This window comes from Streptomyces caniscabiei (assembly GCF_014930365.1).
GTDB classification, from domain to species: domain Bacteria; phylum Actinomycetota; class Actinomycetes; order Streptomycetales; family Streptomycetaceae; genus Streptomyces; species Streptomyces caniscabiei.
The window spans coordinates 19,830-44,096 of sequence record NZ_JABXWI010000012.1; the positions used below are offsets into that span (position 1 = coordinate 19,830).

General features: G+C 71.2%; 21 protein-coding genes and 1 pseudogene. 10 read left to right on the forward strand and 12 right to left on the reverse strand.

Annotation, left to right across the window (positions count from 1 at the left end):
- Positions 1-4: 4 nt before the first annotated feature.
- The 3 genes from HW837_RS30445 to HW837_RS30455 form a co-directional block, all read right to left on the reverse strand.
- Positions 5-991: a carbohydrate ABC transporter permease gene (locus HW837_RS30445; RefSeq protein ID WP_193380361.1), complete on the reverse strand. Its 987-nt coding sequence runs from the start codon at positions 989-991 to the stop codon at positions 5-7.
- Positions 992-1,025: 34 nt separating this feature from the next.
- Positions 1,026-2,324: an extracellular solute-binding protein gene (locus tag HW837_RS30450; protein WP_193380362.1), complete on the reverse strand. Its 1,299-nt coding sequence runs from the start codon at positions 2,322-2,324 to the stop codon at positions 1,026-1,028.
- Between the two features lie 420 nt (positions 2,325-2,744).
- The gene (locus tag HW837_RS30455) at positions 2,745-3,752 is read right to left on the reverse strand and encodes a LacI family DNA-binding transcriptional regulator (RefSeq protein ID WP_193380363.1); all 1,008 of its coding nucleotides are present in this window, start codon (positions 3,750-3,752) and stop codon (positions 2,745-2,747) included.
- 538 nt (positions 3,753-4,290) lie between these two features.
- On the opposite strand from HW837_RS30455, the gene HW837_RS30460 reads away from it, so the two are divergent.
- The 4 genes and pseudogenes from HW837_RS30460 to HW837_RS50450 all read left to right on the forward strand — a co-directional run.
- Positions 4,291-6,852, forward strand: coding sequence for a GH32 C-terminal domain-containing protein (locus HW837_RS30460; protein ID WP_193380364.1), 2,562 nt, complete (start codon positions 4,291-4,293; stop codon positions 6,850-6,852).
- 119 nt (positions 6,853-6,971) lie between these two features.
- On the forward strand, positions 6,972-7,097 hold the full coding sequence (locus tag HW837_RS50445; RefSeq protein WP_419583498.1) for an Imm32 family immunity protein: 126 nt from the start codon (positions 6,972-6,974) through the stop codon (positions 7,095-7,097).
- A 236-nt stretch (positions 7,098-7,333) separates the two neighbouring features.
- Positions 7,334-7,660, forward strand: coding sequence for a GYD domain-containing protein (locus HW837_RS30465; protein WP_193380415.1), 327 nt, complete (start codon positions 7,334-7,336; stop codon positions 7,658-7,660).
- Positions 7,661-7,681: 21 nt separating this feature from the next.
- Positions 7,682-8,374, forward strand: a pseudogene (locus HW837_RS50450) (IclR family transcriptional regulator); the annotation flags it as partial.
- 521 nt (positions 8,375-8,895) lie between these two features.
- Here the strand turns inward: HW837_RS50450 and HW837_RS30475 are convergent.
- The 4 genes from HW837_RS30475 to HW837_RS30490 form a co-directional block, all read right to left on the reverse strand.
- On the reverse strand, positions 8,896-9,819 hold the full coding sequence (locus HW837_RS30475; protein WP_193380365.1) for an RNA polymerase sigma-70 factor: 924 nt from the start codon (positions 9,817-9,819) through the stop codon (positions 8,896-8,898).
- Positions 9,820-9,921: 102 nt separating this feature from the next.
- On the reverse strand, positions 9,922-10,395 hold the full coding sequence (locus HW837_RS30480) for a carboxymuconolactone decarboxylase family protein (RefSeq protein WP_060886596.1): 474 nt from the start codon (positions 10,393-10,395) through the stop codon (positions 9,922-9,924).
- A 225-nt stretch (positions 10,396-10,620) separates the two neighbouring features.
- A complete protein-coding gene (locus HW837_RS30485; RefSeq protein WP_196789312.1) occupies positions 10,621-10,965 on the reverse strand; it encodes a hypothetical protein in 345 nt (114 codons plus the stop codon).
- Positions 10,966-11,048: 83 nt separating this feature from the next.
- Positions 11,049-12,095: a Clp protease N-terminal domain-containing protein gene (locus HW837_RS30490; RefSeq protein ID WP_193380366.1), complete on the reverse strand. Its 1,047-nt coding sequence runs from the start codon at positions 12,093-12,095 to the stop codon at positions 11,049-11,051.
- A 300-nt stretch (positions 12,096-12,395) separates the two neighbouring features.
- Between HW837_RS30490 and HW837_RS30495 the strand changes: the two genes are divergently transcribed.
- Both HW837_RS30495 and HW837_RS30500 read left to right on the forward strand, forming a co-directional pair.
- A complete protein-coding gene (locus HW837_RS30495) occupies positions 12,396-13,118 on the forward strand; it encodes a hypothetical protein (RefSeq protein ID WP_193380367.1) in 723 nt (240 codons plus the stop codon).
- An 82-nt stretch (positions 13,119-13,200) separates the two neighbouring features.
- Positions 13,201-13,494, forward strand: a complete 294-nt coding sequence (locus HW837_RS30500; RefSeq protein ID WP_045556159.1) for a zinc ribbon domain-containing protein — start codon at positions 13,201-13,203, stop codon at positions 13,492-13,494.
- A gap of 82 nt (positions 13,495-13,576) precedes the next feature.
- Here HW837_RS30500 and HW837_RS30505 read toward each other — a convergent pair whose 3' ends face one another.
- The 4 genes from HW837_RS30505 to HW837_RS30520 all read right to left on the reverse strand — a co-directional run bounded on the left by HW837_RS30505 (position 13,577) and on the right by HW837_RS30520 (position 17,189).
- A complete protein-coding gene (locus tag HW837_RS30505) occupies positions 13,577-14,398 on the reverse strand; it encodes a hypothetical protein (RefSeq protein ID WP_143110794.1) in 822 nt (273 codons plus the stop codon).
- The gene (locus tag HW837_RS30510; RefSeq protein WP_045556158.1) at positions 14,395-15,342 is read right to left on the reverse strand and encodes a sigma factor-like helix-turn-helix DNA-binding protein; all 948 of its coding nucleotides are present in this window, start codon (positions 15,340-15,342) and stop codon (positions 14,395-14,397) included. The genes HW837_RS30505 and HW837_RS30510 overlap by 4 nt, the downstream gene beginning before the upstream one ends.
- Positions 15,339-15,527 (reverse strand): hypothetical protein, encoded by a 189-nt coding sequence (locus HW837_RS30515; RefSeq protein WP_143110795.1) that lies wholly within the window; start codon positions 15,525-15,527, stop codon positions 15,339-15,341. Before HW837_RS30515 ends, HW837_RS30510 begins: the two co-directional genes overlap by 4 nt.
- Before the next feature lie 471 nt (positions 15,528-15,998).
- Positions 15,999-17,189, reverse strand: coding sequence for an MFS transporter (locus HW837_RS30520; RefSeq protein WP_193380417.1), 1,191 nt, complete (start codon positions 17,187-17,189; stop codon positions 15,999-16,001).
- 134 nt (positions 17,190-17,323) lie between these two features.
- On the opposite strand from HW837_RS30520, the gene HW837_RS30525 reads away from it, so the two are divergent.
- From HW837_RS30525 to HW837_RS30540, 4 genes are all read left to right on the forward strand, one after another.
- A complete protein-coding gene (locus HW837_RS30525) occupies positions 17,324-18,352 on the forward strand; it encodes an ArsR family transcriptional regulator (protein WP_193380368.1) in 1,029 nt (342 codons plus the stop codon).
- Entirely contained in the window at positions 18,342-18,848 is a 507-nt protein-coding gene (locus tag HW837_RS30530; protein ID WP_045556155.1) for a glutathione peroxidase, read from the forward strand. The genes HW837_RS30525 and HW837_RS30530 overlap by 11 nt, the downstream gene beginning before the upstream one ends.
- Before the next feature lie 109 nt (positions 18,849-18,957).
- Positions 18,958-19,839, forward strand: a complete 882-nt coding sequence (locus HW837_RS30535; protein WP_390623583.1) for a MerR family transcriptional regulator — start codon at positions 18,958-18,960, stop codon at positions 19,837-19,839.
- A 319-nt stretch (positions 19,840-20,158) separates the two neighbouring features.
- Positions 20,159-21,841 carry a hypothetical protein gene (locus tag HW837_RS30540; RefSeq protein WP_045556153.1) on the forward strand — a complete coding sequence of 561 codons (1,683 nt, stop codon included), beginning with the start codon at positions 20,159-20,161 and terminating at the stop codon, positions 21,839-21,841.
- Between the two features lie 145 nt (positions 21,842-21,986).
- Here the strand turns inward: HW837_RS30540 and HW837_RS30545 are convergent.
- Positions 21,987-24,267, reverse strand: a 2,281-nt coding sequence (locus tag HW837_RS30545) for a D-alanyl-D-alanine carboxypeptidase (RefSeq protein ID WP_237270447.1), incomplete at its 5' end; no start/stop codon positions are given.

Consider the following 24,267-nt stretch of genomic DNA (forward strand, 5'->3'; position numbering starts at 1 on the left):
GTCGTCAGTCCTTGTCTCGCAGCACGCGGAACTGCAGCACGGTCAGCGCCACGATGAGGACGAAGATGACGTAGCTGGCGGCCGACGCCATCTCGTAGTTGCCGTTGCCGAACTGCTTGTAGGCGTACAACGTGGCCGACAGGGTGGAGTCCAGCGGTCCTCCGTCGGTCATCACGAACGGCTCGTCGAAGAACTGCAGATAGCCGATGCCCGTGGTCACGGCGGTCAGCAGCAGGGCCGGACGCAGGAGCGGGAAGGTGACCCGCCAGAACCGCTGCCAGGCGCCGGCGCCGTCGAGTTCGGCGGCCTCCATCAGGGACTGGGGAACGGACTGCAGACCCGCCAGCATGATGATCATGACGGTGCCGAGGTTGCGCCACACCGCCATCACGATCATGACGGGCAGAGCGAAGCGGGTGTCCGCCAGCCAGGCCGGTCCGTCGATCCCGAACCAGCCCAGAACGAGGTTCACCAGGCCCGCGCGAGGTTCGAGGAGCGTCTTCCACACCACGGCGACGGCCACGATGCTGGTGATCACCGGCAGGTAGAAGCCGACCCGGAAGACGGCCCGGAAGCGCCGGATACCGCGATCCAGGGCGACCGCCGCGGCGAGCCCGGCGGCCAGCGTCAGCGGCAGGGCCACCAGGACGAACACGGCCGTGTTGCGCAGGGCCGTGAAGAACTGCTCGTCCTGGAAGAGCCGCACGTAGTTGTCGAGGCCGATGAACGACACGTTCAGCGGTGTGCGCAGGTCGGCGCTGCTGGTGTCGGTCAGGCTCATCAGCAGCGACCAGACCAACGGCAACAGCATGAAGGTCGCGAACAGCGCGAGGAAGGGCGCGGCGAGGATCCAGGCGGCCCGGGCCTGCCTGCCGCGTGCCTTGCCCCGGAGCGGGAAGTGCCGGCGTCCGGCACTCCGCTCCGGCCCCGCGGTGCTCCGCTGGTTGGTGTCGCCCCGCCCGGGGAGCGTTTTCGTGGACATGGATGTCATCCGTCCGTACGAGGGCTGCTCATGGCGGTGGCGCTCAGCGGCCGGTGCCGATGCTGGTGGCCTTGGACTGCAGCGCCTTCTGCACCTCGGCGACGGTGGCCTTGCCGAGGGCCAGCTTCTCCAGTTCGGAGTCGATGGCGTCGGCGATCTGCTGCCAGGTCGTGATGGCGGGCGGCGCCTTGCTGACCTTGAGCTGCTCGTCGAACGGCTTCATGTTCTCGTCCGCGCTCAGGTTCCCGTCCGACCACGCCTGGGGCGAAGCAGGCAGGCCGCCGGTGGCCTTGACATAGGCCGCGAGGTTGGCGGGCTCGGTCAGGAACCGGGCGAACTTCCATGACGCGTCGGGGTTCTCGGCCTCCTTGAACACCGCCAGGTCGGTGCCGCCGGCGAACCCGGCCGGTTGCTCGGAGTACGGCACCGGCATGGTCTTCCACTTGCCGTCCAGCTCCGGGGCGTCCTTGTGGAAGCTGGCACCGGCCCACGCGGCCTGCTGATAGGTGGCGATCAGCCCGTCCCGGAAGCCCTGCACGCCGTCGGACCTGTCGGTCGGCGCCAGGCCGTCCTTCGGGACGGTCGCCCAGTACTCCAGCGCCTTGGCCACCTCGGGCGTGTCGAAGGTGAACTTCCCGGTCTCGGCGTCGTAGATGTCACCCCCCTGCTGCCAGACCATCGGCACCCAGAAGACCCAGGAGTTGAAGCCCATCACCAGCCCGGCGGCATGGCGCAGCTTGGGGTTCTGCTTCCCGGCGGTGGCCTGGATGGCCTTGAGGTCCTTCAGATATCCCTCCCGGTCGCCGGCCAGGGCGCCCTTGATGCCGGCCTTCTCGGTGAGGTCGGTCCGGTAGTAGACCACTGTGGTGTCGGCGGTGAACGGGACACCGTAGGAGGTGTCCTTGTACTTGGTGGTGTCCCATTGGCCGGGGTAGAAGTCCGACGACTTGATCGACGTCGGGGTGGCCTGGAAGCCGTTCATGGCGGCCATCTCGGCCATCCAGGTGCTCCCGATCGTGGACATGTCCGGTGTGTTGCCGCCGGCTATCGCGGTGGTCAGCTTGTCGTGGGCGCCGTCCCACGGGACCGCGGTGATCTTGACGTCGACGTCCGGGTTCTCCTGCTCGAACTTCTCGGCCAGGTCCTTCAGGGCAGGTTCGATGTCGCCCATGTTCCACATGACCACCGTCCCCTTGGCCTTGCCCGCACCGATCTCGGCCGGGGCGTCCTTGGCGGGGCCGGAGTCCTCGCTCCGGCCACAGCCGGTGGCCACGAGGGCTGCCGTGACGGTGACGGACAGGACCTGGGCGGTTCTGACAGCGTGACGGGTCGATATACGCATGGGTGCGGCTCCTTGCCAGTGAGCGATACGGAAGCGAGTGGGCCGGCGAGCGGCGGAGAGCGGGAGGGCACGGGTGTTCGGCCGGGTCGGCCCGTAAGTGGGGGCCGGGTGCGAGAGAGGCATTCACGGTCGGACGCACGACGCGGATCGCGACTGGAGAGTCCGACGCGGAGTGGGGTGGCGGCCGGGCGGGGTGTGCCCGGCGCATCGATCGGTGTCCCGGATCAGGAACGCGCGAGAAGGAGGGTGCGGAGGGGCGGTGCAGCGTGAACGCAGGCGCAGCCGCCGGGAGTTGTGAGGAGGGTGAGGCGGAGAAGGTCCGCCGAGGTGTCTGGAAGACAGGGGCGGTGTGTCACGCGGGGGCGACACACCGCCCGGCCACGAAGCGCCGACGTCCGGGGCGCATCGCGGTGAGGCGCGTCAGTTCGCGCTCGGCCCTGAGGTCGAGCCACGCACCACGAGGCTGGTGGGAATGATGCGCGAGGTGGCGGCTTCCGGGGATCTGCGTACGTGGTCCAGCAGCAGACGGGCCGCCGCCTCCCCCATCTCCCGCATCGGCTGGCGGATGGTGGTCAGTGCCGGACAGGTGTACGACGCGATCTCGACGTCGTCGAACCCCACCACGGCCACGTCCCGCGGAACACGCAGGCCGGCCTCGTTCAGGGCCGCGAGCACACCCGCCGCCGAGGGGTCGTTGTGCCCGAAGACCGCGTCGAACTCCACACCGTCCTCGATCGCTTTCGCGACCGCGGCCCGGCTGGTGTCGAACAGGAAGTCGCCGCAGACGATGCTGCGCCGGTCGAGCTCGATCCCGGCCTGCGCGTAGACGTCGGCGAAGCCGCCCAGCCGTTCCTCGGTACAGCCGAACCCCTCGGGGCCCGTCACCACCAGAGGGCGACGACGGCCGATGTCCAGCAGATGGCGTGCCGCCTGTTCACCGCCCTCCCTGTTGGTGGTGGCCACGTAAGGGAAGCCAGGCCGGTGAAATCGGTCGTCTATCAGCACCATCGGCAGCCCTGCTTCGTGCAGTTCCGTGATGTAGCCCAGGGCTCCCTCGGGCTCTATCACCAGCAGACCGTCGAACGACTTGGCGGCCACCTGCAGCCCCAGTCTGCGCAGTGACTCCTCACCGCGGTTCCAGGTCAGCATGCGCAGACCGAAGCCCTCGGTCTCCAGCGTCTCGACGACCGCCTGCACGATGCCGGCCCAGGCCCAGGCCATGTCAGGGACCAGCATGCCGATCATCTGCGTCGTGCCGCGGGCGAGCCCCACGGCCCCGGCGCTCGGCACATAGCCCAGGTCCGAAATCGCCTGGCGGACCCTCAAGACGGTGTTCTCGTTGATCTCGCCCTTGCCGTTCAGCACCCGCGAGACCGTCGTCTTGCTCACTCCGGCCCGCGTGGCCACGTCGGCGATAGTGACTCCCATGTCACCTCCCTTCTCTCCCGGTAGAGGCGGAAGATGTCCTCCCGCGCCGAAGGGCCGATCGTACAGCGACCCTCGGAACCGGTACCGGAAGCGGTTCCGGAACCGGTTTCGGTACCGGTTCCGGAAGTGAAGCACCGAGAGCCCCGACGGGTCAACACATCGGAAACAAATCGCTTCGCCGGCCGGCCTCAGCCTCACCGATGCCACGGAAGGCGATGGGCAGGCACTCGACGCGATAGGCTCTGACCTGCCTGTTTGCGGCCTGAGAGGCTCCCCCCTCGCCGCTTGGGCCCAGTTCGCGAGCGCCGGCGGCGCCCCGGAAGCGCGGGCTCGTATCGGAGCAATCACGTCAGAACCGTTGACGCACTGGCCTGATCGCGCTTCATAATCGGGCACTCGCTGTCATCGATGACATAAGTCAACGATGACACCCAGTCGGCTGCGTGGACGTCGCCGTCGCTGGATTGCCACATTCGATCCGCCCGCGCCAGGGCCGCAGTCACCGCTGCGAGGACGGTCCGCGGGACAAGGAGTCACCATGAGCTCTGCACGCGTATCCCGGCCTGCCCGCATGCGGCTGATGGCGGCGGTGGCGACCGTCTGCGCCCTGTCGGCGGCCCCGCTCGCGCCCCAGGCCGTCGCCGCCGACCCGCCGCCGTACACCGAGACCTACAGACCCCAGTTCCACTTCACGCCGGAGAAGAACTGGATGAACGACCCCAACGGTCTCGTGTACTACAAGGGCGAGTACCACCTCTTCTACCAGTACAACCCGAACGGCAACTCCTGGGGCGACATGTCCTGGGGGCACGCGGTGAGCAGGGACCTCGTGCACTGGGAGGAGTTGCCGCTCGCTCTGTCGCACGACGCCGAGGAGATGGTGTTCTCCGGCAGCGCGGTCGTCGACGTGAACAACACCACCGGCTTCGGCACGAAGAAGAACCCGCCCATGGTCGCGATCTACACCAGCGCCTACAAGGACGGCGGCAAGCAGGCCCAGTCCCTCGCCTACAGCACCGACCGCGGCCGCACCTGGACCAAGTACCAGGGCAACCCCGTCATCGACATCGGCTCTGAGAACTTCCGCGACCCGAAGGTGCAGTGGTACGCGCCCACCAAGAGCTGGCTCATGACGGTCTCGCTGTCCAAAGAGCACAAGGTGCAGTTCTACTCGTCGAAGAACCTCAAGGACTGGAGCCTGCTCAGCGAGTTCGGACCCACCGGCGCGACGGGCGGAGTGTGGGAGTGCCCCGACCTGTTCCCCCTCGCCGTCGACGGGGACAAGAAGAACATCAAGTGGGTCCTGGTCGTGAACCTCAACCCCGGCGGAATCGCGGGCGGTTCCGGTTCGCAGTACTTCATCGGCGACTTCGACGGCGAGAAATTCACCGCCGAGGACAAGGGCACCTACACCCCGCCCACCGGCACCGTGATGCAGGGCTTCGAGGGTGCGGGCTTCGGTGAGTGGACGACGACCGGAACCGCCTTCGGACAGGGACCGGCCACCGGGTCCGTCGACTGGCAGGGGGCTGTCACCGGCTTCGAGGGCAAGGGCCTCGCCAACAGCTTCCACGGCGGTGACGGCGCCACCGGCATCCTCACTTCTCCCTCCTTCACCGTCGACAGCCCCTACCTGAACTTCAAGATCGGTGGCGGGCGGCATCCGCACGAAGCCGGAACCGTTCTGGGCGCGTCGCCGCCCGAGGGCACGGTCCTGGCCGACTTCGAGGGCGGCACGTACGGCGACTGGACGGCGACCGGGGACGCCTTCGGCACCGCACCGGCCGCCGGCACCCTCCCCGACCAGGGCCAGGTCTCCGGCTTCCTGGGAGACGGGCTGGTCAACACCTTCCTGAACGGGGACTCCACCACCGGCACCCTCACCTCGCCCGAGTTCACCCTCGACAAGAAGCACATCAACTTCCTCATCGGCGGCGGCAACCACCCGGCCGGCTCCGACCACCCCACCGCGATCGAGCTCCTCGTGGACGGCCAGGTCGTCCGCAGCGCCACCGGAAAGGACGCCGAAGCGCTCAACTGGGCCTCCTGGGACGTCGGCGACCTCGCGGGCAAGAAGGCACGGATCAGGATCGTCGACGACAACACCGGCGGCTGGGGCCACCTCAACGTCGACCACATCGTGCTCTCCGACACCACCGCCCCACGCGTCTCCACGGAGACCTCCGTCAACCTGATCATCGACGGCAAGGTCGTCCGCACCGCCACCGGCACCGACAGCGAGACCCTGGACTGGGCGTCCTTCGACCTGCGCCCCTACGCCGGCAAGAACGCACGCATCCAGGTCGTCGACATGAACACCGGCGGCTGGGGCCACGTCATGGCCGACCAGTTCACCACCGCCGACAAGCCGGCCAAGTCCGTCCTGCAACGGGCCGACTGGACCGACTACGGCAAGGACTACTACGCGGCCGTGTCCTGGGAGAACGCCCCGGGCGGCAAGCGCTACATGATCGGCTGGATGGACAACTGGGACTACGCCGGCTCCGTCCCCACCGCCCCCTGGCGCGGCGCACAGAGCATCCCCCGGGAAATGGCCCTGCGCACGATCGACGGCCGGACCCGACTGACCAGCAAGCCGGTGGGCAACCTGGAGTCCCTGCGGAACAAGCGCCCGGCCACGGCCTCCGGCGTCACCGTCAAGAACACCTCCAAGCCCCTGCTCAGCCGCACGGCCAAGAGCAGGACACTCGACATCGAGGCCACCTTCTCCCTCAAGGACGCCAAGCGGTTCGGCCTCAGGGTCCGCACCGGCGCGGGTGGCGAGGAGACCGTGATCGGGTACGACGCCACGACGCAGGAGCTGTATGTCGACCGCTCCCGCTCCGGCGCCGTGGACTTCCACAACCTCTTCTCCACCGGCATCGAGACCGCACCCCTCAAGCCCAAGAACGGCAAGGTCAAGCTGCGCGTCCTCGTCGACGCGTCGTCCGTCGAGGTCTTCGGCGGCAACGGCGAAGCCGTGATCACCGACCAGATCCTCCCCGACCCCTCCAGCACCGGCGTCGAGGTCTTCGCCGAGGGCGGCACCACCACCCTCGACCAGCTGCGGGCCTGGCACCTGGGATCCATCTGGAAGTGACGAACCCGCAGCTCACCGCAGCCGGCCACCGGGCAGACCGCCCGCACGCGCCCTCCCTGACCGGGTTCCCGGCCAGGGAGGGCAGCAGGTGGCGGGTTCAACGGCAATCCGGGTGGGCAGTGGGCGGATCACCGCAGGGTGCCCAGGACGGCACACCGAACGGCGCCCATCTCCACCTGGAGGAGCACAACGGGCTCGAAGAAGGTTCCGCGGCGCTGGTCTTGGAGCGGTGCGACAACGAATGACTCGTGCCATACGCGTGCCAGATCGTGCGGAGAACCACGGGGAACAGCGGGGAACCAACCGATCGTCTACGCCGCGTCTGCGTCCCGTCGCCGCAGGTCGGGCCTGAAGCAGCCCCCAGAGGCTCTGAGCTTCCCAAGTCAGTCATCATCCCGGCCGTTCGGGGGAGATACGCGCGGCCTCGGAGGCGTGTCTCACCCGGCGGGGGCATCCCTTGCTGGGACGAAAGGGAGACATGATGCCGCTCTATCTATCAAGGTTCAGCTACACGCCGGAGACGTGGGCGAGGCTCATCGGCCACCCCGAGGACCGCGCAAAGGCCGCTCAGTCGTACATCGAGTCCGTCGGCGGCAAGCTGCACGGCTTCTGGTACGCGTTCGGCACCCGCGACGGCTACAACTTGTGGGAGGCCCCCGACAACGTCTCCATGGCCGCGGTCGCCCTGGCGATCAGCGGAGGCGGCGCACTCAGCTCGTTCGAGACGGCCGTTCTCCTGAGCGTCGACGAAACCATGGATGCCCTGCGCAAAGCCGGGCAAGTCCAGTACCGGGCCCCCGGCGCGTAGCGGTCCAGGTGCGGCTTTAGCATGCCGGCTCCCGTCGGCGGCCGGGCCGCTGGCGTCGGTCCCCCGAACGCTCCCATCAGCGGCCGGGGTGTCGGTGTCGGTGTCGGTGTCGTGGATGCTGATCCAGGTTTCCCGGCGCGGGCGGCTGCGCCGGCGAACGCCTTCTGGGACTCGTGCAGGGGAAGCGGGCCTCGATCACCGCCCCGGGGCGGGCAACGGGCAATCCTGAACCTGTTGGGCGAGGACCGGCCCGTTATCACCCTGCGCGAGATCACCGACGCCACCGGACTGGCCAAGACGACCGCGCTGCGCCTGATCCAGACCCTGGAGGAGAGCGGCCTGCTGTGGTCGGACCCGGCCGACTACATCGCCCGCCCCGGCCTGTGGCGCTGGGCCTATCTGGCCCGCAGCCAATGGGAGGTGCCGCGCGAGACACGCAAGGTCATGCGTGACCTCGCCGGCCGGCTGGGCGAGACGGTCAACGTCTTCGTCGCCCGCGATCTCAGGCGAGTCTGCGTCGCCCACGAGGAGAGCCCGCACCCGCTGCGCCATGTCGTCGACATCGGTGACGAGCAGCCCCTGTGGGCGGCCGCCTCCTCCAAGGTCCTCCTGCGAGACGCCTCCGACACCCTGCTGCACCGGGTCGCGGCCTCCTCCCCGCACGGCGAGGCGTACGCGGAGGAACTGCGCACGCCAGCTCAGGAGGCGGCGGACCGCGGCTACGCGGTCAGCAGCAGCGAATGGGACGAGGGCCTGACCGCGGTCGCCACGCCACCCCCGCCGTCACCGTCGCGCCGTCCCGATCACCAGCCGCTCCAGCCGGGGCATCGCCTCCCTCTCCCTCAGCGGCCCCAGCCACCGCTTCCCCTACGAGGCCGTCGAACGGTTCGCGGCGGACCTCTCCGAAGCGGCGGGGCTCATCTCCGACCACGGGTTCAGCCACCCGCTCGGCCCCAACCGCTGAACCCGCCGGGCGCCGGCCCGTCGGCCCGTCGGTCCTGCGGTTCGGGCGGCGGGCGAAGGCATCGGCGGGCGCCGGCGCGAAGGCCCCGGACCGATCATGGTCCGGGGCCGAGCGGGTCGTTCAGGGGCAGGCTGGTCGTCAGAGGGCGGGCGGGTCGAGGGGGGTGGGCCGGCCGTCAGGGGGCGGGCACCTGGGTCCCGGATGAAGCGCCTGCTCCGACGGGTGGTCCATCAGGTGGTTCGTCCGGTGAGGAACCCTCGCCGGTGCCGGGTCACCTCATCTGTCTGCGGGCCCGTTTCACCTCGCCGTCGATGGCCCAGGCGTCGGCGACCGGGCCGAGGTGGCCCAGCTTGTCGGGGTTGATCACCGAGCGGATGGTCTGGATCTGCCCGTCCAGCACGTCGAGGGCCAGGGTGTGCAGGACCTTGCCGTCCCGGTCGCGGAAGACGGCGCCCGGTTGGCCGTTGACCTCGTGCGGCTCGCACGTCACGTCGATCCTGGCCAGCAGCGGGAAGACGGAGGCCAGCAGCCGGGCCACGTTCTCGGCACCGGCGACGGCCCTGGCCAGCTGCGGGGCCTTGCCGCCGCCGTCCCCGACCAACTGCACGTCGGCGGCCAGCAGATCCCGCAGGCCGACCACATCACCTTCGTGAAGGGCCTCGAAGAACCTCGTCGCCAACTCCTGCCGCTCCTGACGGTCCGCTTCGAACCTCGGCCGCCCGGCCTGCATGTGCCGCCGTGCCCGTACCAGAAGCTGTCGGCACGCCGCCTCCGAACGCCCCACCGCCGAGGCGATGTCATCGAACCCGAAACCGAACACCTCCCGGAGCACGAACACCGACCGCTCCAGCGGGCTGAGCCGCTCCAGCAGCAGGAGCGCCGCCATCGACACCGAGTCGGCCAGTTCGGCCGAGCGCGCCGGATCCTGGTACGGATCGCTCAGCAGGGGCTCGGGGAGCCACGGCCCGACGTACTCCTCCCGTCGCATCCGCGCCGAGCGCAGTACGTCGATCGAGATCCGCGTCACCGTGGTGGACAGAAACGCCTTGACCGAGGTGGGAAGGGTCGTCGAGCCGTCGTAGCGCAGCCACGTCTCCTGCACCGCGTCCTCGGCCTCGCTCACGCTGCCCAGGATCCGGTAGGCGATCGAGAACAGCAGGGGCCGCAGTTCCTCGAACTCCTCGACCTTGTGCACGCCGTATCCCCCTTGATGTCGACTTGATGGCGCCCTGTTCGCGCCCTGTTCGCGCCCCGTTCGCGACTCGATGGCGCCCTGATCGCGCCGTGTCGCCGTCCCCTAGTGGAACTGGCCGACCTCGTAGTCGCCGGCCGGCTGCCGGGCGATGATGTTCAGCCGGTTCGCCGTGTTCATGAAGGAGACCAGGACCGCCAGGGCGGTGAGCTGCTCCTCGTCGTAGTGCTTCGCGGCACGTGCCCAGACCTCGTCGCTCACGCCCTCGGCGGCGTCCGCGACGCGGGTGCCCTGCTCGGCCAGCTCCAGCGCGGCCCGCTCGGCCTCGGTGAAGACCGTGGCCTCCCGCCACGCCGCCACCAGGTTCAGCCGTACGGAGGTCTCGCCGGCCGCGGCGGCCTCCTTGGTGTGCATGTCGATGCAGAGGGCGCAGCCGTTGATCTGGCTCACGCGCAGGGCCACGAGTTCCTGGGTCTCGGCCGGCAGCGGTGACTCCTTGAGCGTCCTGCCCGCCGCCATGAGGTGCTTGAGTGCCTTCGCGGCGGTCGGGCTGGCGAAGTAGTTCAGTCGAGCGTCCATCTCGTTCTCCTCCGTGCTCGTCGGTGGCTACACCCCCTGGGACGAGACAGCCCGATGCCCTGTGACACGGACATGTGTGACCCACGACTCACCGGGCCCGGCTGTTCGGAGATGCCACAAGCGGGGGTGCTGCCTCGTCGCGGGGGAAGGTCGCAGGGACCCGCGCTCACCTTCGCCGACTGGGCACGCGACAACGCCCCCGCCTTCGGCGGCTGACCGCGGTCACTACCCCGTCAGGGCCCGGGCCCGCTCCGCGAGCAGGGGCAGCAGGCTCGTACGCCATGTGTCGAGGTGGATCATGCCGCTGGACATCCCGCCGTGGGCGTACTGCTCCCGGTAGACGGCCGGCGTCTCGGCCTCGGCTCGGTCGAGGGCGGTGAGTTCGTCGAACGTCGCCAGCAGCAGGGCGGTGGCCTCGTCGTACGACGGCGGGACCTCAGTGTGCGACAGGTGGGCGCGCATGGCCCGCCACAGGTGCGGATCGCCGCGCAGGCCCCACCTCTCCGGTTCGGGGTCGAAGAGGACGGCCATGGTCGCGGCCTTCGCGTCGTCAGGTGTTTCGTGTGCCACGGGGACAGTCTCGCGCAGCCTCACGAGCGGGCGGCGAGCGACGGGGGTTCACGGGTGGCCGGCAGGCGGTCGACGGCTGTTGATCAGGCGGCGGGTGGGGCCGTCAGGGTCGTGATCAGCTGGTGGGCCCGGGTTGGTCCGTTCAACAGGGACTCGACCACGGGGCCCGTGCCCGGGTCGGGTGGAAGGTCGTCCGTGGGGGTGGGGGTCGGGGCGGCCAGGTAGTGGGTGAGGGGGTGGGGGTCGGGGAGCAGGCGGACCCGGTCGCTTCCCGCCAGGGCCCGGTGGACCGCGGCGTAGTCGAGGCCGAGGGCGGTCAGGCGTTCGCCGCCCGTGTAGCGGAGGTCGGGGGTGGGGGCGTTCTCCTCCGCGAGATGCGGGTGGTGCGACGCGACCTCGTGCGTCGCGAGGACCGCCAGGAGGACGTGTTCCGTGCCGACCGTGTCGGCGCCCAGGCGGTGCGCCAGCTCGTGGGCCTCCATGTCCACCCAACGGGACGGGCGCGACGCCCAGTTGATGCCGGAGCGTTTGATGAGCCACCGCTTCCAGAAGGGCAGGTTGCGGTAGTGGTCGCGGCCGAGGAGCCGGTCGCGGGTGCCGTGCAGGAGAGGGGTCAGGCCGCCGCCCGTCGTGCCGTCCCCGGTGCCGTCGCCGCTGCCGTCGAGGCGGGCTCGTACGGCCCGGGGAGTGATACCGCAGGCGCCCAGCAGTTCCACCGCCCGGTTGTCCTCGTCCAGCAGGGCCCGGAGCAGATGAGGTGCGCCGAACTTCGCCGCGCCCTCCCGTTCCGCGTGGCGCATCGCCGCGGTCAGCGCCTTCGCCGCGGCGCCCGTGAATCGGTCGCTCCGGCCGTCGCTCTCGCCCAGCACCTCCCGCGCGTCGACGCTCGCCTCCGGGTCGTCGGCGGCGCTCCACGCCGCCTCCCGGTCCTGCCGGTGCCGCAGCACCGCCAGCAGGGCCGTCTTCGTCGCCCCCTCGCTCGCGAGTGCCTCGCGCGCGGGCCCCTTGGACGTGGTGATGCCGGCGAGCAGATGCTCGGTGCCGAGAGCGCCCCCGCTGCCCGACCGGGCGCCTCGGGCCGCCCCCAGAATGCCCACGGTGTTCCAGTCGGGCTCCTTGATCGCTTCCATCGCGGCTTCCCTCTTCTCGCTGGTCCTGACGTCCAGCCTCCCCGAGCGGGGTCCCGGCCACATCGATCCGGAGGGGGACCCCGGCGGGCCCCGGCGTGCCTCTCTGGTTACACGCCGGGCGACCCCAGGGGGGAGTTCCGGTGCGGCGTGATCCGCGGGGGCACCGGCGAGTACGGCCGGGAGCGAGTCCCCGGCGGGCACCGCCTCCACAGCGCCATCACGATCCAGCCACACCCCCTCCAAAAAACGGCGTACGTACGGGATGATTCACCCTTCAACTGCACCACCGTGGGGGGACCAATGAGCCACGACATCACGCCACCGCCCATGCCGGGATTCGGGCCGCCGATACCTCCGCAGCCGCCGAAGCCGCCGAGCGGGAACCGTACGAACCTGATCATCGTCGGCTGTGCCGTCGCCGTCGTCGCCAGTGTCATCGGCACGGGCATCGTGGTGACCAACGACGGCGACGGCTCGGCCTCGCCCGCGCCGACGGTCACCGTCACGAAGACGGTCGCGGCGGAGGACGCCGACACCACCGGCGACGACAGCACGGGCGACGGCGGCGACGACAGCGGCGACGGGACCGAGGACTCCTCCGAGGACGCGAGCGACACCGCGACCGACGACGACGGGGTCTTCGCCCTCGACGACGAGGTGGTCTACGACAGCGAGGTCGAGGTCGCGCTCTCCGGGTTCAGGCGTGGGGTGTCCAGCGAGTACGCCGTGCCCGAGCGCACGCCGTACGTCAAGTTCAGCATCAAGATCACCAACGGGTCCGACGCCACGGTCGACGCCAACGAGCTGACCGTGAACTGCGCCTACGGCGACCAGGGCAAGGAGGGCGAGGCGATCTACGACGACGGCCTCGACGGACTCCCCGACACCCGTATCCTCGCCGGACGCTCCCTCACCGTTCCGTGGGCCTGTGAGCTGCCCAAGAGCGAAACGTTCCTCCAGGTCGAGGTCTCCCCCGACTGGGACTCCGAGGAAGCGATCTTCACCGGCGACGTGAAGAAGTGAGGGACGGGCACACTTGAGGGCAGTGCGTATCGTGCGCGCAGCGCGCGCGGTGCGTCGATAGGGCACCCCCGGGAAGGATCAGATGTTCATCATCTTCGGCACCAAGGGATACCTGTACCAGCTCGCGATACTGACGCTGGTGTGCGGGCAGTGCGGGAACCCCGCCGCGCACACGCTCAGGAAGCGGGTCACGAAGTTCACGCTGTTCTTCGTGCCGCTCATCCCGCTCTCGACGAAGTACCAGACGCAGTGCACCTTCTGCGGCGCCGAGCACAAGGTCAGCGCCGAGGAGGCCGAGCGGCTCCAGGAGCAGAGCGCCGGCGCGCACGGCGGCCGGTCGTCCGGCCAGCCGCAGCAGCAGCCGTACCAGTCGTGAGACCGGCCCGGGACCGGGCACATGGTCGGACCTCACCCAGCCCACCCACCACGCCCCCGGCCCCGCGCTGAAGGCCACCGTCTCAGCCGTGGGCCGGCGGGCCCGAGTCGGAGGACTCCCGGGGGCGGCGGGGCAGGCGGGGGGAGGTGGGGTGCAGGGGCGGGGGCGTCATCCAGGAGGCCGCGGCCGAGGCGGCGGCGACGAGGATGCTGATGTGTTCGGCGAAGTCGGGGCCCGGCAGAGGCAGCTCGAAGTCGGGATTGTCGACGTAGCCGAGGGCGACGGCGCCGGGGACGTAGTGCATGACGGCGTCGACCAGTTCCGTGCGGCGGGGCGGGGCGGCGCGGTCGAGGTGGGTGAGGGCGCGCAGGACGGTGGGGAAACTGGCGTCGTACGCGGTGGGGATGCCCGGGTCCGGGACGGCCGTCAGGGGTTCGGGGGCCGGGCGGGTGGCGATGTTCGTCTGGCCGCGCCACCAGGCCGCCGCGTCCGTGTCGCCCAGGATCAGATGGTGGAGGTAGAGGCAGTACGAGGCGAGGTCGTCACCGGCGCCGGCCGCGTACTGCCACCAGGAGCGGGCGCTGTCGCCCGCGTCGGCGAGCTGGAGGATGCAGCCGAGGACGCGCGCGCCCGGCGGCTCCGGCAGATGCTCGGTCACGAAGTCCTGGAGGGCCCGGAGGGTGGTGTGGGTCAGGACCGTCTCGCAGAGGGTGCGCAGATCGCGGGCCGCCATGGTGCTCGTACGGTCGTCGTGCGGACCGGGGAACGGCAGCAGGGCGTCGGGACGCCGGACGCCGGGGACGACGTCGTGCGGCGCGTGCGGCTCCTCCAGGAGCAGGGCTCGGGCGAGGAGGGCGTCCATCGGGGACGTCGGGGGCGTCGGAAATATCGGGGTGGGCATCATTCCGGGGTCTCTCCCAGGGCGTTCTGGGGGTGGAGAGCTGCGCTCAGCGTCTTGCGGGCGTAGCGGTCGGCCGTGTGGACCGAGGCGATCGGGACGCCCAGGACGTCGGCCACGGCCGCGTGGTCCATGCCGCGCAGATACGTGAGGACCATGACGTCCAGCTGATGGGCGGGCAGCCGGCTGATGGTCCTGAAGAGGGACATCGACTCCTCGATCTGCGCGAACCGTGCCGCCGGCGTCGACAGCAGGCTCAGGGCGACGGTGTCGAAGGCGGTACGGGCGAGCTCGGGGTGGCCGTCCGCGTGGCGGGCCCGGGCCATGACGCTCCCGCGCAGCACCGACCACGCGAACGGCACCACGTCGGAACTGGCCAGCGCCTCGTCCCAGCGGAACCACAGCACGTCGAACGTCTCCGAGACCGCCTCACGGGCCTCGTCCTCGCCCACGAAGAGCCGGGCGTAGGCGAGATAGGCGGCGCGGTTGAGTTCGGTGAACGCGCGGTGCTCCAGCGGGGGGACGGCCGGGCCGCCCGACAGCACCGCGCCGGGGCCGGGCGGACGGTTCGGGCGCTGCTGGTCCCGGCGGCTCTGGATGCAGCCGTCTATCCAGTCCGGCTTCTTCCGCGCCTCCAGCGCGGCGGCCGTCCACAGCCGCCGCATCGGCCAGGCCGGCAGGTCGAGGACGTCCAGCAGACCGTGGGTGATCTCCCAGCGCGGGTAACGGCCCGCGCCGCGCAGCAGTTCGGAGATCTTCGACTTGGCCCAGCCCGACCGGTCGCTCAGCTCGCTGATCGTCAGACCGCTGGCCAGGAACCGGATCCGCAGGGGCTCCAGCCAGGCCCGGTGCGCCCGGCCCACGCCCTCCGCTATCGGACCCAGCTTCCGGCCCCGTTTGCCCGCCGGCGCGCCCCCTCCGGGCCGCCGCGACAGGGACGGCGGGGTCACCCGAGGCGCTCCTCGTCACCCGGTGCGCGCAGGGGGTCGCCGTTCGGCACGGGCACCCGTGCCGTGGCGGTGGTCATCGACGTCACGACCTGTTCCGCGCTCACGACGAGCGCGGGGACCGCGGCGGCGGCCGCGGCCGTCTCCCCGACGGCGACGAGCACCACGCTCCACCCGAGGACCGTCAACAACACGATGACGGATAAGACTTGCCTTCTGGACATCGGTACCTTCCGAGACATACGTACGTCCGAGAGGCCCCCTCGGCGGTGCCGGCGCGTCATCGGGGAGCCGGACGTCAGCATGCTGGGCCCGCCGCCCCTGACGCCACGGCATCCGGGAATCGCGGAACAATGCGGCAGCCGTACGACAGCGCGCAAGGTACCGCCCCCCAGCGCACATCAGCCGCGAAACGCGTGGCAGTACAGGCTTTCGGGGCGAAGTTCCCCCATTTCCGGGTGCCCGGACCGACGGCCCGCATGATGGAGACCACAGGCGCCCCGAGCGCCGGGACCTTCCCGTCCGGGAAGCCGTGCCCCTCGTGCCGATGAAGAGGGGGACGCCCCGCTCCCGCTCCGTCCGGCCAGGACGGGCGGGAGCGGAGGGGTCGTCGGCCGTGGCCCGAGGGCCGTGAGCCGTGGGCCGTGGGCCGTGGGCCGTCAGGAGACGGGTATCGGCGGGGTGTAGAGGGCTCGGTCGCCTCGCGACGTGATCCACAGGGTCAGGGTCGCCGTCGCCGAGGCCGCGGCGAGGAGGGTCATCGCCGTTGCCGGGGTGGTGAGTTGGGCAAGGCTGCCCGCCAGCGTCGCGCTCAGGCCCTGCCAGGTGAGCATGCCCGCCGAGTGCAACCCCAGGGCGTGGCCGGTGAGTTCGGGTGGGGTCAGGGTCAGGAGGTGGCGCTGCTGGACCAGGCTCGCGCCGAAGCCGACGGAGGCGAGGGTCGCGCAGGTGGCGGCGACGAGGGTCGGCGGGTGGAGGGCGAACAGCAGGTACGGCGTCGCCAGGAGCAGGAGCAGCGGGGTGGCCAGGCGGTCGCGTGTCCGGGGCGGGAGCAGGCGGCCCACGGTCACGTCGCCGACGAGCATGCCGAGCGCCGCGCACGCGAAGAGGAGGCCCGCGCGGTCGGGTGCGTACGCGACGAACAGTGACTCGCAGCCGACGACGAGGCCGTTGGGGATCCACAGGCCCAGAAGGAGGCGGCGGCGTGGGGCGGACGACCACAGGAGGGCGTTGGTGCGCCAGGTCTCGGTGACGGACGGGCGGCCGGCGGCGCGTGGGGCGCGGCGGCTCAGACCGAGCGCGGTGCACAGGGCCGCCGCCGCGTACAGGGCCGCCGAGACCAGCAGCGTGACCGCCGGGGAGAGGAGGGCCACCAGGGCGCCGCCCGTCGCGTATCCGGCGATCTGTGTCAGGCCGTGCAGCATGTTGAACAGCGAGCGGCCCAGCGGGTAGCCCTCGCCGGGGAGGATCTCGTTCAGCAGGCCCCAGCGGACTCCCCCGCCGAGGGAGGCGACCAGGCCCTGGGCCGCGATCACGGCGAAGACCGTCCACAGGGGCAGGGCGGGCAGCGACAGCACCGCCGTGCTCGTCGCGAAGACCACGGCCAGGCCCGTCAGCGTCGCCCTCGGGGGCAGCCGGTCCGCCGCCGAGAGCAGGGTCGTCGCGCCGACCACCTGGGCGAGGGACGGGCCGAACATGCTGAGGGCGGACAGGAGGGGGGAGCCGGTCGCCTCGTAGACGGAGGTGCCGAGGGCAAGTCCGCCGATCGTGGAGGCCGCGACCTGGAGCGAGGAGGAGACGAAGAGAGGGGTGAACTCCCTGGTACGGAAGAGGGATCGATAGCCGCGCATGGAGAACGAGCCTGAGGGGGCGTCGCTCGTCTCCCGTAATGTTTCGCGCACACGCGAAAGGTCGGTCCGGGCCCGGATGGTGGTGCGGGAGACGGAGCGGTGGGGTCGCAATCGTCGGATCCCGGGGGTGACGCATGGGCTGGTGGCAGGTCAACGCCGACACCCTCGCCGGCAGCCGGTTCGTCGTCTCGCCGCTGGCGGAGACGTTCGCGAGTCTGAAGATGCTGCACGCCGGGACGGGCACGCACCCCGGGGAGCAGACCTGGCTACGGGTCCATCTCCCGGCCTACCGCGCCGCGTTGGCGGCCGACCCGCTCACCGCCCTGCTGATCCGCGCCGGGCTCGGCCAGGAGTGGATCGCCGACTTCCTCACCCCCACCCCGCGCGAGCACGAGACCTTCGCCACCGAGATCGCCCGGGTCCGGGGCGCCGACCCGGCCGCCGCCCGCGCCCATCTCACCGTCTCCCTGCGCGGCCCGCTGCCCGCCGCCCTGCGCCGGGACGACCTGCCCGACCGTGCGGCCGACCTCCTCACCCAGGTGTGGGAGGAGGCCGTACGGCCGTACTGGGAGCGGCGGCGGCGCGTACTGGAGGCCGATGTGCTCGCCCGGACCGCGCGGTTGGGGCAGGGCGGCTGGGCGGCCGTGCTGGACGCGATGCGACCGGGGATGCGGTGGCTCGGCGAGAACCGGCTCCAGGTCAATCTGCACGAGTACCCGCCGCGCGAGATCTCCGGGGCACGGCTGCTCTTCGTGCCGGTCACGCCCCAGCGCACGGGGTGGGTGGCGTGGGAGGAGCGCGAGCGGTACGCCGTGGTCTACCCGTGCTCGGGCGTCCTCTCCGACCCCGGGATCGCCCCCGTCGTCCCCTCGCCCCTCTCCCCCCTCCTCGGCGAGGCCCGCTTGCGGGTGCTCGTGCTTCTCGACTCGCCCATGAGCACCACTCAGCTCTGCGCCCTCACCGGGCAGGGGCTCGGGTCCGTCGGGCGGCATCTGAAGGTGTTGCTGGACGCCGGTCTCGTGCGGCGCGGGCGGGCCGGGCGCTCGGTGCTGTACGTGCGCACGGCGGCCGGAGAGGTGCTCCTCCAGGCCGGCCGGGGGGGGCGTGAACCCGCCCGGAGGGGGCGTGCGGTACCGGAGATAGCATCCGTTTATGACTACTGACAACGCCACCCCCTCCGTCCTGGACGTGCAGATCGACGCCCTCAAGGGCGGCCCCGCGAACCTCGCCCAGTACGCCGGCCAGGCCGTCCTCGTCGTGAACGTGGCCTCCAAGTGCGGCCTCACCCCCCAGTACACGGGCCTTGAGGCGCTCCAGGCCCGCTACGCCGCGCAGGGCTTCACCGTGCTCGGCGTGCCGTGCAACCAGTTCCTCGGGCAGGAGCCCGGCTCGGCCGAGGAGATCGCGGAGTTCTGCTCGGCGACGTACGGCGTCACCTTCCCGATGACCGAGAAGGTCGAGGTCAACGGAGAGGGCCGGCACGCCCTGTACGAGCGGCTCGTGGACCACGCGGACGGCGAGGGCCACACCGGTGACATCCGCTGGAACTTCGAGAAGTTCCTGATCGGCCGCGACGGCTCGGTCGTCGCGCGCTTCTCGCCGCAGACCGAGCCCGAGTCGGCGGAGCTGGTGGCCGCCGTGGAGAAGGCCCTCGGCTGACGCCCGCGAGGGCATGTCGACTCCAGGGCCGCCGTTGACCTTGCCCCTGGGGCAAGGGGCAGCGTCCCTCTCGCCGGGCGGAGGGCGCCCGGTGACGGAGGATGCACCAATGACCCCCATGGACAGGGACGACCTGCTCACCATCGGCGCCTTCGCCGCCCGTGCGCGGCTGTCGGCGAAGGCGCTGCGGCTGTACGACCGGCTGGGACTGCTCCCTCCGGCGTACGTCGACGAGGTGAACGGCTACCGGTACTACCGGGCCGAGCAGGTCGAACGTGCCCGGACGGTGGCGCTGCTGCGGCAGCTCGACATGCCTCTCGCGCGGATCGCCGAGATCGTGGGCCTCGTCGAGCGGGACGGCACGCGGGCCGCCGAACGGCTGGCCGGGTACTGGGCCGGGGCCGAGGAGCGGTTCGCGTCCCAGCGGACCCTGGTCGCCTACCTCCGTGGACGGTTGTCGGAAACGGAGTCGGACATGGCGGAGACGTACGGGACTTTCACGGTGGAAACGGTCGACATCGCCCCACAGGTGGTGCTGACCGAGTCACGGCACACCCTCGCGGACGAACTGCCCGCGTGGATCGGGGCGTCGCTCGGACGGCTGGAGAAGGGCGCGGCGGCCTGCGGCGGCGGCGTCGGGGCGCCGTTCGTGGTGTACCACTCCGAGGTGTCGATGGAGAGCGACGGGCCCGCGGAGTCGTGTGTGCCGGTGGCCGACGAGGGCGCCGCGCGCGCCTGGGCCGCCGCACACGGGCGGGCCTGGGAGACCGGGGTGCGCGTGGAGCCGGCGGCGCGCCTCGCGTACACCCGGATCAGCAAGGCCCAGGTGGCGCATCCGCAGATCCTGGCGGCGTTCGAGGCGGTCGAGCGGTGGATCGCCGCGCGGGGGCTGCGGGTCACCGGCCCGTGCCGTGAGATCTACTTCGCGGACTGGGCGGCGGCGGGCCCCGAGGACCCGGTGTGCGACGTGGCGTTCCCGGTCGCATCCTGAGCCGTGTAGCAGCCGTGTAGCAGCCGAGCAGTAGCCGCGCGGTAGCGGTGCAGTAGCCGTGCAGTAGTCACATCCTGAGCCGTGCAGTACCGGTACGGCCGAGGGCTTTCCCTACGGCCGTACCGGATCGAGCAGGTCCTGTCGGCCAACTGTCAGCGGGTGGTTAGCGTCTACACCGACAAACGCACACCACCCGCCCGCCCGAGTCGAACGGAACGGAAGAGCCGCAGTGGCCTTTGCCGAGCTGACCCCACGACGACCCGTCTCGCGTGCCGACGGGCCGTCGCCGTCGCGCGAGCCGTGGCGGGAACGCCACCGGGTGCCGCTCACGGCCGCCCTGTGCGCCCTGCCGCTGTACTTCGTGTGGTGGGCGGTCTTCGCGACCGGCGGCGGCGATCTGGCGGCCCAGGTGGCGTGGGCGGAGTTCGCGAAGACGTACCCGGACTCCGCGGTCAACCTGTTCTGGTACGGGGGACTGCACGCGGCGAACTACAGCGTGCTCTCGCCGTATCTGATGGCGGCGTGCGGGGTCGTCCCCGTGACGCTGGTGTCGGGGCTCGCGTCCTCCTGGCTGGCCGGCGAGGTCGTCACCCGGACGGGCGTACGCGCGCCGGTGCCGGTCGCGCTGGCGGCGACGTTCTCGCTGTGGTGCCAGGTGGTGTCCGGCCGCTCCACGTTCATGCTGGGCACGGCCTTCGCGATGGGCGCCCTGCTGGCGGTGGTGAGCGGGCGTACCGGGCGGCACATCGCGGTGGCGGCGGTGTGCGCGACGCTGTCCACGTTGGGGAGCCCCGTCTCCGGGCTGTTCCTCCTCGTGGTCGGCGCCGCGTATCTGCTGTGCCGTGAGTGGGGCCGGGCGGCGGCGCTGCTCGTGCCGCCGGTGACCGTCGTCGCCGTGACCACGCTGCTGTTCCCCTTCGAGGGCGAGCAGCCGATGGCCTTCAGCCGGATATGGCCGCCGGTCGTGCTGTGCGCGGCGGTGGTGCTGGTCGCGCCGAGCGCCTGGCGGGTGCTGCGCCTGAGCGCCGCGATCTACGCGCTCGGCGTGGTCCTCTGCTATCTGATCCCGACCCCCATCGGCACCAACGTCGAACGTCTCCTGGAACTGGCGGGACCGGCGGCCGCGCTGGCGATCTGCCTCCACCGGGGCGAGTCGCGCACGGCCGACGACGGCCGTCTGCCCCTGTCCTGGTTCACGCCCCGGCGGCGGACGGTGGCCGGCGCGGTGGCCCTGGTCCTCTCGGTGACCTGGCTGACCGGCAAGACGACCGCCGACATCGTCACCAACACCAAGGTGCCCGAGTGGGCCGTGAAGACCGACGGTGTGGTGAAGGAGCTGAAGCGGCTGGGGGCCTGGAAGACCCGCGTCGAGGTGGTGCCGGCCCGCGACCACCGTGAGGCCGCCATCCTCGCGCCGTACATCAACATGGCGCGAGGCTGGAACCGGCAGGCCGACGTCGAGCGCGGCCGCCTCTTCTACGAGGGTCACGGCGGGACCGAGGTGCCCGAGGGGGCGTTCACCCCGGCCGCGTACAAGGCGTGGCTGTCGCAGTGGGCCGTCGGTTTCGTCGTCCTCGTCAACGGCGAGCCGGACGGGCCCGCCGAGCTCGAACACGCGCTGGTGACCAGCGGGCCGGACTATCTGGAGCCGGTCTGGCAGGACGCCAACTGGAAGATCTACCGGGTGAAGAACGCGACACCGCTGGTCGACCGGCCGGCCACCGTGGTCAGCGCGGACGGGGCCAACCTCGTGGTCCACATGCCGAAGGCGGGCGAGATCACCGTCCGTGTCGCCTACTCCCCCTGGCTCTGGGCCGACAACGGCTGCCTCACCGCCGACCGCGAGTCCGACGGCGCCCTCACCGAGTTCACCCGCCTCACGGTCCACGAGCCGGGCGACGTCCGGATCAGCTCCCAGTACGGCGGGCCGTCCCGGACGACGACCCTGGAGTGCGAGAAGGAGGCCGACGAGAAGGCGGGGCTGGAGGGCGGGGAGCAGTAGCGGGCGGGGAGCAGTAGCGGGCGGGGGCGAGCAGCGGAGAGGCGCCCACTCGTACGAAGGCGCCCCTTCCGTCCAGGTGACGGAAGGGGCGCCTCGGGTTCGGGGCGGTCGGCTTCGCGACCGGCCGCCGGTCGGCTCACGCGGGTCAGCTCACGCGGGTCAGCCTCGTGAGGAAGTCGGGCTCGGTGAGGGGCTTCTGGAGGGCCACGGGGACCTCTACGCCCTCGCCCGCGCCGTCGCCGACGATCAGCTTGCCGACCTCGGTGCCGGCCTTGCCCTCGTGCGGGATGGCCGCGCTCGCGTCGAGTTCGAGCTTGACGGTCTTGCCCGCCCAGCCGACCGCCGTGACGTTCTTCGTGGCCACGACCGGGGTCCGGCCGCCGAGCCCGTCGTCGACGTAGCCGACGACATCGCCCTTCTTCAGGATCGTGTCGGAGGTCACCGCGTCCTGGGCGGCGATCATCGCCGTCTTGCTGACCGCGTTGACGGTGTCGATGATCGGCGGGGTGTGCTGGCCGAGGATCGCGCCGACGACGATCGCCGTCTCATCGCCGACCTCCTTCGTTCCCGCGAAGAGCAGGTTGCCGCCGGCGGCCGTGGTGGACCCGGTCTTGATGCCGATGGCGTTGTTGTAGGGGACGAGACGGTTGAAGTTGTCCCACTTGGCGCCCGAGGGGTCGTACCAGACGGGCAGCCTGGTGATGTCGGTGAGCGCCTTCATCTTCACCAGCTCGTTGCCGAGCTTGACCTGGTCCTCGGCGGTGGAGACGGTCGTCTCCTTCAGCCCGGACGGGTCGGTGTACGTCGTGTTCTTCATCCCGAGGTCCTTGGCGGCGGCGTTCATCTTCTTGACGAAGGCCGCCTCGGAACCGTTGCCGTCCCAGCGGGCGAGGAGACGCGCGATGTTGTTCGCGGACGGAATCATGATGGCCGCGATCGCGTCGTACTGGGAGAGCTTGTCGCCCTCCTTGACGGTGTTGAGCGTGGACTCGCCGTCCTTGTCGTAGCCGCCCTCGGTCTCCGCCTTCGCGTCGACCGGGATGGTCTCGCCCTTCTCGCCCGGCTTCATCGGGTGTTCCTTGAGGATGACGTACGCGGTCATCGCCTTGGCGACGGAGCCGATGGCGACGGGCTTCTGCTCGCCGAAGCTGTCCATCGTGCCGATGCCGTTGAGGTCCATCCAGCCCTGGCCCTCGTCGGGCCACGGGAGGGAGACCTTGTCGCCCTCGAACGCGTATGTCGCGTCGGTGGTGAGGGCGAGGGTGGGGGTGGGGAGCGGGCGTACGGCCTGTACGACCGCAAACACGATCACCAGCAGGATGACCAGCGGGGTCCAGATCTTGACCTTGCGGATGACCGTCCGGACCGGGGTCTGGCGCGGCGGGGGCGTGTTCGTCAGCTCCGCCAGCAGGTCCAGCGGCGGCTTCGGAGGCAGGGGCTGCTGCGTCGTGCGCTCCGGGCCGACCTGCGGGAGGGCGCGTGTGGCCTCGGCCGGGGTGAGGGACGGCGCCGGGCGCTCCGCGGCGCGGCTGGGTGTCGTGGTCTGGACCAGCGGCTTCAGGGCGACGAACTTGCTGGTGCGCTCGGCCGGGGGCACCGCTTCGTCCACGCCGACGCCTCCGTGGGCGCCCTCGTCGCGGAGGGTCTCCTCCTCGGGGTCGGCGCCGGTGGGGGTGGCGTCGTGGACGGGGCGGTCGTCGGTCTCGGCGGGCCCGGCGTCCTCGGGGGCGCCGGGCTTGCGGGGCTCGGCGTCCTGGGGGGCGGGGTCGGCCTTGGCGGGCGCCGCGTCCCTGGGAACGGCGTCGCCCAGCTTGAGCATGGTGGTGGGCTGGTCGACGGCGGGGGGCCGGGGGGCCCGGAAGATGGCGGTCGGCTGATCCACAGCCACGTCGGCTCCGCCATCCGCCCCGACGCCCCCACCCGCCCCACCCGTGCGGCTTTCGTCGTCATCTGCGGGTGGCCCCTGTGGGGCGTCCTCACCGTCGGCGACTGCGGGTCCGTCGTCGGCGACCGCGCGCCCGTCGTGGACGACCGCCGGTCCGTCGTGGGCGCTTGCGCGGCCACCAGTGGGTTCGTGGTCGGCGGTGGGCTCGTGGGCGTCAGCGGGGTCGTGGTCGGCTGCGACCTCGCGGTCGGTGACGGGCGCACCGTCGGTCGCGGGCTGGCGGTCGGCGGTGGGCTCGCGGTCGGTCGCGGGCACGCGGTCGGTGGCGGGCTCGCTGTCGGTGGCGGGCTCGCGGTCGGTCGCGGACCCACGGTCGGTAGCGGACCCACGGGCGGCGGTGGACTCGCGGTCGGTAGCGGACCCACGGGCGGTGGCGGGCTCGCGGTCGGTAGCGGACCCACGGGCGGTGGCGGGCTCGCGGTCGGTGGCGGGCTCGCGGTCGGTGGCGGGCTCGCGGTCGGTGGCGGGCTCGCGTGGGGAG

Bases quoted from the DNA above. Each gene is read 5' to 3' on its own strand.
- HW837_RS30445 (WP_193380361.1), bottom strand. From the start codon at position 991: ATGACATCCATGTCCACGAAAACGCTCCCCGGGCGGGGCGACACCAAC.
- HW837_RS30450 (WP_193380362.1), bottom strand. From the start codon at position 2,324: ATGCGTATATCGACCCGTCACGCTGTCAGAACCGCCCAGGTCCTGTCC.
- HW837_RS30455 (WP_193380363.1), bottom strand. From the start codon at position 3,752: ATGGGAGTCACTATCGCCGACGTGGCCACGCGGGCCGGAGTGAGCAAG.
- HW837_RS30460 (WP_193380364.1), top strand. From the start codon at position 4,291: ATGAGCTCTGCACGCGTATCCCGGCCTGCCCGCATGCGGCTGATGGCG.
- HW837_RS30465 (WP_193380415.1), top strand. From the start codon at position 7,334: ATGCCGCTCTATCTATCAAGGTTCAGCTACACGCCGGAGACGTGGGCG.
- HW837_RS30480 (WP_060886596.1), bottom strand. From the start codon at position 10,395: ATGGACGCTCGACTGAACTACTTCGCCAGCCCGACCGCCGCGAAGGCA.
- HW837_RS30490 (WP_193380366.1), bottom strand. From the start codon at position 12,095: ATGGAAGCGATCAAGGAGCCCGACTGGAACACCGTGGGCATTCTGGGG.
- HW837_RS30495 (WP_193380367.1), top strand. From the start codon at position 12,396: ATGAGCCACGACATCACGCCACCGCCCATGCCGGGATTCGGGCCGCCG.
- HW837_RS30500 (WP_045556159.1), top strand. From the start codon at position 13,201: ATGTTCATCATCTTCGGCACCAAGGGATACCTGTACCAGCTCGCGATA.
- HW837_RS30505 (WP_143110794.1), bottom strand. From the start codon at position 14,398: ATGATGCCCACCCCGATATTTCCGACGCCCCCGACGTCCCCGATGGAC.
- HW837_RS30520 (WP_193380417.1), bottom strand. From the start codon at position 17,189: ATGCGCGGCTATCGATCCCTCTTCCGTACCAGGGAGTTCACCCCTCTC.
- HW837_RS30525 (WP_193380368.1), top strand. From the start codon at position 17,324: ATGGGCTGGTGGCAGGTCAACGCCGACACCCTCGCCGGCAGCCGGTTC.
- HW837_RS30530 (WP_045556155.1), top strand. From the start codon at position 18,342: ATGACTACTGACAACGCCACCCCCTCCGTCCTGGACGTGCAGATCGAC.
- HW837_RS30535 (WP_390623583.1), top strand. From the start codon at position 18,958: ATGACCCCCATGGACAGGGACGACCTGCTCACCATCGGCGCCTTCGCC.